Source organism: Caballeronia sp., from assembly GCF_028292365.1.
Classification (GTDB): Bacteria; Pseudomonadota; Gammaproteobacteria; order Burkholderiales; family Burkholderiaceae; genus Caballeronia.
The window spans coordinates 1-4955 of the sequence record NZ_JAQGMM010000383.1 but is presented as its reverse complement, the minus strand read 5'-3'; the positions used below and the strand labels follow the sequence as shown (position 1 = coordinate 4955).

Below are 4955 nucleotides of genomic sequence, written 5' to 3'. Positions count from 1 at the left end.
CCGAGATCTTCACGCACCGCGTGGACTACGCGGATCTCTATTTCCAGTCCACGCGCAGCGAAGCGTGGAGCCTGGAAGAAGGCATCGTCAAATCGGGCAGCTTCAGCATCGATCAAGGTGTGGGCGTGCGCGCCGTGTCGGGTGACCGGACGGCGTTTGCGTATTCGGACGACTTGTCGGCGGAATCCATCCGTCAGGCGGCGGTCGCCACGCGCGCGATTGCGAAGGCAGGCGGCGGCAAGCACAAGATCAAATCGGCCAGTACGCTCACCGGCGTGTTCGGCCGCGATCTCTATCTGCCGTCCGATCCGCTCACGTCGCTCGACGCCACCGCGAAGGTGAAACTGCTCGAACGCGTCGAGAAAATGGCGCGTGGCCGCGATCCGCGCATCGTCCAGGTCATGGCGGGTCTCGCGGGCGAATACGATGTCGTGCTGGTCGCGCGTAGCGACGGCGCACTCGCCGCGGACATCCGGCCGCTGGTTCGCGTGTCCGTGACGGTGATCGCCGAAAAGGACGGACGTCGCGAAATGGGCAGCGGCGGCGGCGGCGGTCGTTACGACTACGCGTATTTCACCGACGAAATCCTCTCGCACTACGTCGATCAAGCCGTGCACGCGGCGCTCGTCAATCTTGATGCGCGTCCGGCGCCTGCCGGTGCAATGACCGTCGTGCTCGGACCGGGCTGGCCCGGCGTGCTGCTGCACGAAGCGATCGGCCACGGGCTGGAGGGCGACTTCAACCGCAAGGGTTCGTCGGCGTTTGCGGGGCGAATCGGTGAACGAGTAGCGGCGAAGGGCGTGACGGTTGTTGACGACGGCACGTTGCCTAACCGGCGAGGTTCGCTGAATATCGACGACGAAGGCAATCCTACGCAATGCACGACCTTGATCGAGGACGGCATTCTGAAGGGCTACATCCAGGATTCGCTGAATGCACGTTTGATGAAGATGCCGGTGACGGGCAACGCGCGGCGCGAGTCGTACGCCGCCCTGCCCATGCCCCGCATGACCAACACCTACATGCTCAACGGCGATAAAGATCCGGGTGAAATCCTGGCATCGGTGAAAAATGGCTTGTATGCGGTGAATTTCGGCGGCGGCCAGGTCGACATCACCAATGGCAAGTTCGTGTTCTCGGCGTCCGAGGCGTACATGATCGAGAACGGCAAGATCACGTATCCGGTGAAGGGTGCAACGCTGATTGGCAGCGGCCCGGAATCACTCAAGTACGTGACCATGATCGGCAACGACATGGCGCTCGACGGCGGCGTGGGCGTGTGCGGCAAGGAAGGCCAGAGCGTGCCGGTGGGCGTGGGTCAGCCGACGTTGCGGATCGAAAAGATGACGGTGGGCGGCACGGTTTGAGCGTGTAGTCCGCCGTTTGACTCGTGACTTTCCCGCGCCGCGCTTGATGAACCTTTCAAGCACGCCACGCGGGAAATCCGCATGAAATGCTCACGTTTAATGCGAAGTTTAGTGCTTCGGCGCGGATTGTCCGCATTTTAGCGGCTGACAACTTGCCAACTGCGCGTGTTAAGGTTATAAAGCCAGACGTTCAATTTTTACCAACGCGACCGAAACCATCATGTCCGCCAAGTTTTATTTTTACTTTTTTTGGCATCTCAAGCCGCTGGCGGATCGAGAGGGGTGAGTCGTTTGTGTAGAACCCAAGTTTCCCGAAAAACCGCCAGCGCAGCCTGGCGGTTTTTTTATGCCCACATTTTTTAACGACTTTTTGCCCTGTCCCTGATCTGTCGGACGTAACGACCGACAAACACAGCACGAAAAACGAGTTCCTGGAGAACCAGCATGCCCCCGCACAACACCGACGATGTCAGAATCCGCGAATTGAAAGAACTGACGCCCCCCGCTCACCTGATCCGTGAGTTCGCCTGCGCCGAGCCGGTTTCGAACCTCATCTATAACTCGCGCCAGTCGATGCATCGCATCCTGCACGGCATGGAGGACCGCCTGATCGTGATCGTCGGCCCGTGTTCGATCCACGACACCAAAGCGGCTTTGGAATACGCAGGCCGCCTGGTTGAGCAGCGCAAGCGCTTTGCTGGCGAGCTGGAAATCGTGATGCGGGTGTATTTCGAAAAGCCCCGTACGACGGTCGGCTGGAAGGGTCTGATCAACGACCCGTACATGGACAACAGCTTCAAGATCAACGACGGCCTGCGGACCGCGCGCGAATTGCTGCTGCGTATCAACGAGCTGGGTCTGCCGGCGGGCACCGAATACCTCGACATGATTAGTCCGCAGTACATCGCTGACCTGATTTCCTGGGGCGCGATTGGTGCGCGGACGACGGAATCGCAAGTGCATCGCGAACTGGCGTCGGGGTTGTCCTGTCCGGTCGGCTTCAAGAACGGCACGGATGGCAACGTGAAGATTGCTGTGGACGCTATCAAGGCAGCGTCGCAGCCGCACCATTTCCTCTCAGTGACGAAGGGCGGCCATTCGGCCATCGTTTCAACGGCCGGCAACGAGGACTGCCACATCATCCTGCGCGGCGGAAAAGCGCCGAACTACGACGCAGAAAGTGTGAACGCCGCATGCAACGACATAAGCAAGGCCGGACTGGCCGCGCGTCTGATGATCGATGCAAGCCATGCGAACAGTTCGAAGAAACACGAGAACCAGATCCCGGTTTGCGCCGATATCGGCCGGCAGATTGCGGGTGGCGACGAGCGGATCATCGGCGTGATGGTGGAGTCGAATCTGGTCGCCGGACGGCAGGATCTGAAGGAAGGTTGCGAGCTGACTTACGGACAGAGCGTCACCGATGCGTGCATCGGCTGGGAAGATAGCTTGAGCGTGCTGGAAGGGCTGTCGGACGCAGTGAAGCAACGGCGCGTGGCGCGCGGCAACGGGAACTGATTGGCCTAAAGCGCGGGTTAAAAAAGGCCGCCAATCTGGCGGCCCTCTCTTCGAAACGCAAACGCGCTACGCCATCTCGCCGGAACCGTAAATCTCGGTACGCACCCGTGCCTTCGATACCCCCGCCGCCATCAGCGCGTCCTGCTGCGCACGCATGAAGGGCACGGGGCCGCAGAGATAATAGTCGGCGTCCGGAAGCACGGTTTTATCGGCGATCCTCGCAAAATCCAGCCGTCCCGCGAAATCGAAATCCGTTCCCGCGCGGTCATCGGCGTGAGTGTTCTCATAGAACACCGTACGGGACACGTTCGGATGTTTTGCAACAATCGTATCCAGCCAACGACCGAACGCGTGCGTGCGGCCGTTCCGGCAAGCGTGGACAAACGATATCTGTCGCGAACTGTCCTGCGCGGTCAGCGATGCGAGCATCGACACCATCGGCGTAATACCTACGCCACCGCTGATCAATACAACAGGCGTCGTCTTGTTCCGGTCGAGCGTGAACTCGCCCATCGGCGCGCTGACTTCAACTATCCCGCCGACTTCCATGACATCGTGCATGAGATTGGACACGTACCCGGCCGGCGTATCCTGCGGCTGTTCGCGCTTCACCGAAATGCGCAACCACTGGCCGTTCGGGGCGTCGGAAAGCGTGTATTGACGGGGCTGGTCAACGCCAATCTCCTTCACGAACCGCTTCACGCTGATGTACTGGCCAGGTTCAAAATGACAGACCGGACCGCCATCGGATGGTTTCAGATAAAACGATGTGATCTCGTCGCTTTCCTGTTCTCGCCGAAACACCACGAACGGCCGGAAACCGCTCCACGCGGCTTGGGCATAAAGCTGTTTTTCCGCCCCGATAAAAATCTCCGCGAGTTGCGCGTAAGCAGCGCGCCAGGCGTCAAGCGTGGGTTCATCGACAGCATCGCCCAGGACTTCGGATACAGCCGCCAGCAGATTTTCACCGACGATCGGATATTGCTCCGGCCGGATATTCAGGCTCGCGTGCTTGTGCGCGATATGCGTGACGGCTGAACTGAGCGCACCGAGGTTATCGATATTCGCGGCATACGCGTACACCGCCCGCGCCAACGCCTGCGGCTGACTGGAACTTTGTTGATGCGCCTGGTTGAACACGTTTTTCAACTCGGGATGGTTGATAAACAACCGCTTGTAAAAGTGTGTGGTGATGGTCGCGCCATGTTCGGCGAGCACGGGGGCGGTGGCTTTTACCCGGGCAATCTGGTCGGCGGTCAAGGCTGTCATTCATGGGCTCCTTTAAAGATGCATTTATAATACATCTTTAAAGAGAGTCGAGATCGCGCGTTTTGTCGCAGGGGTTTAAGACGATGCTGATCGTGGTGTCCGGCAGCACCGCAATTCACGCCGAACACGCCCTACTCTTTTAGACCTTCCGTTCGTGATTCCACAACACGTCCGTTCCGCCATCGGCGCGATTCAACACGCGCGCGAGCACAAACAGCAAATCGGATAACCGGTTCACATACTGCCGCGGCGCCGCATTGATCTTGTCCACGCGGCCGAGCGCAACAATCGACCGCTCCGCGCGCCGGCACACCGTCCGACCGACATGCGCGAGCGAGGCCGCGCGCGATCCACCCGGCAGGATGAACTCCTTGAGCGGTGGCAAAGTGGCGTTGTACTCCGCGATCCATTCATCGATACGAGCAAGATGCGACTTCTCGATCATCGAATGGCCGGGAATGCAGAGCTCGCCGCCAAGATCGAAGAGATCGTGCTGGATCGCTGATAAAGCGGCGCGCACGTCGTCCGGAAGCGGTTCGCAAAGCAGCACGCCAAGCTGCGAATTCAGTTCATCGACATCGCCAATAGCCGCGATCCGCGCGTCGTCCTTTTGCACACGGCTGCCATCGCCAAGGCCGGTCGTGCCGTCGTCGCCAGTGCGCGTCGATATCTTGCTCAGGCGATTGCCCATGATGTTCTCCAGGTGGCGCAGGACGCCGGTCAGCGTCCGCGCTCATTATAGGCACCGTGCGGGCCTCGGCTCGAGGCAGGCTCAATACGGCCTATCGGCGTAAAATGACA

4 protein-coding genes are annotated in these 4955 nt (G+C 59.8%); 2 read left to right on the top strand and 2 right to left on the bottom strand.

Annotation, left to right across the window (positions count from 1 at the left end; genetic code table 11):
• The coding region (gene tldD, locus JWR14_RS23255; RefSeq protein ID WP_299712586.1) for a metalloprotease TldD at positions 1-1367 on the top strand (1367 nt) is incomplete at its 5' end.
• Positions 1368-1811: 444 nt separating this feature from the next.
• A complete protein-coding gene (gene aroG, locus JWR14_RS23250) occupies positions 1812-2885 on the top strand; it encodes a 3-deoxy-7-phosphoheptulonate synthase AroG (protein ID WP_299712583.1) in 1074 nt (357 codons plus the stop codon).
• A 66-nt stretch (positions 2886-2951) separates the two neighbouring features.
• Here the strand turns inward: aroG and hmpA are convergent, their stop codons facing one another.
• Both hmpA and JWR14_RS23240 read right to left on the bottom strand, forming a co-directional pair.
• Complete coding sequence (hmpA, locus tag JWR14_RS23245; RefSeq protein WP_299712580.1) at positions 2952-4154, bottom strand: NO-inducible flavohemoprotein; 1203 nt, start codon at positions 4152-4154, stop codon at positions 2952-2954.
• 139 nt (positions 4155-4293) lie between these two features.
• Positions 4294-4845 (bottom strand): cob(I)yrinic acid a,c-diamide adenosyltransferase, encoded by a 552-nt coding sequence (locus JWR14_RS23240; protein WP_299712577.1) that lies wholly within the window; start codon positions 4843-4845, stop codon positions 4294-4296.
• Between the last annotated feature and the right edge of the window lie 110 nt (positions 4846-4955).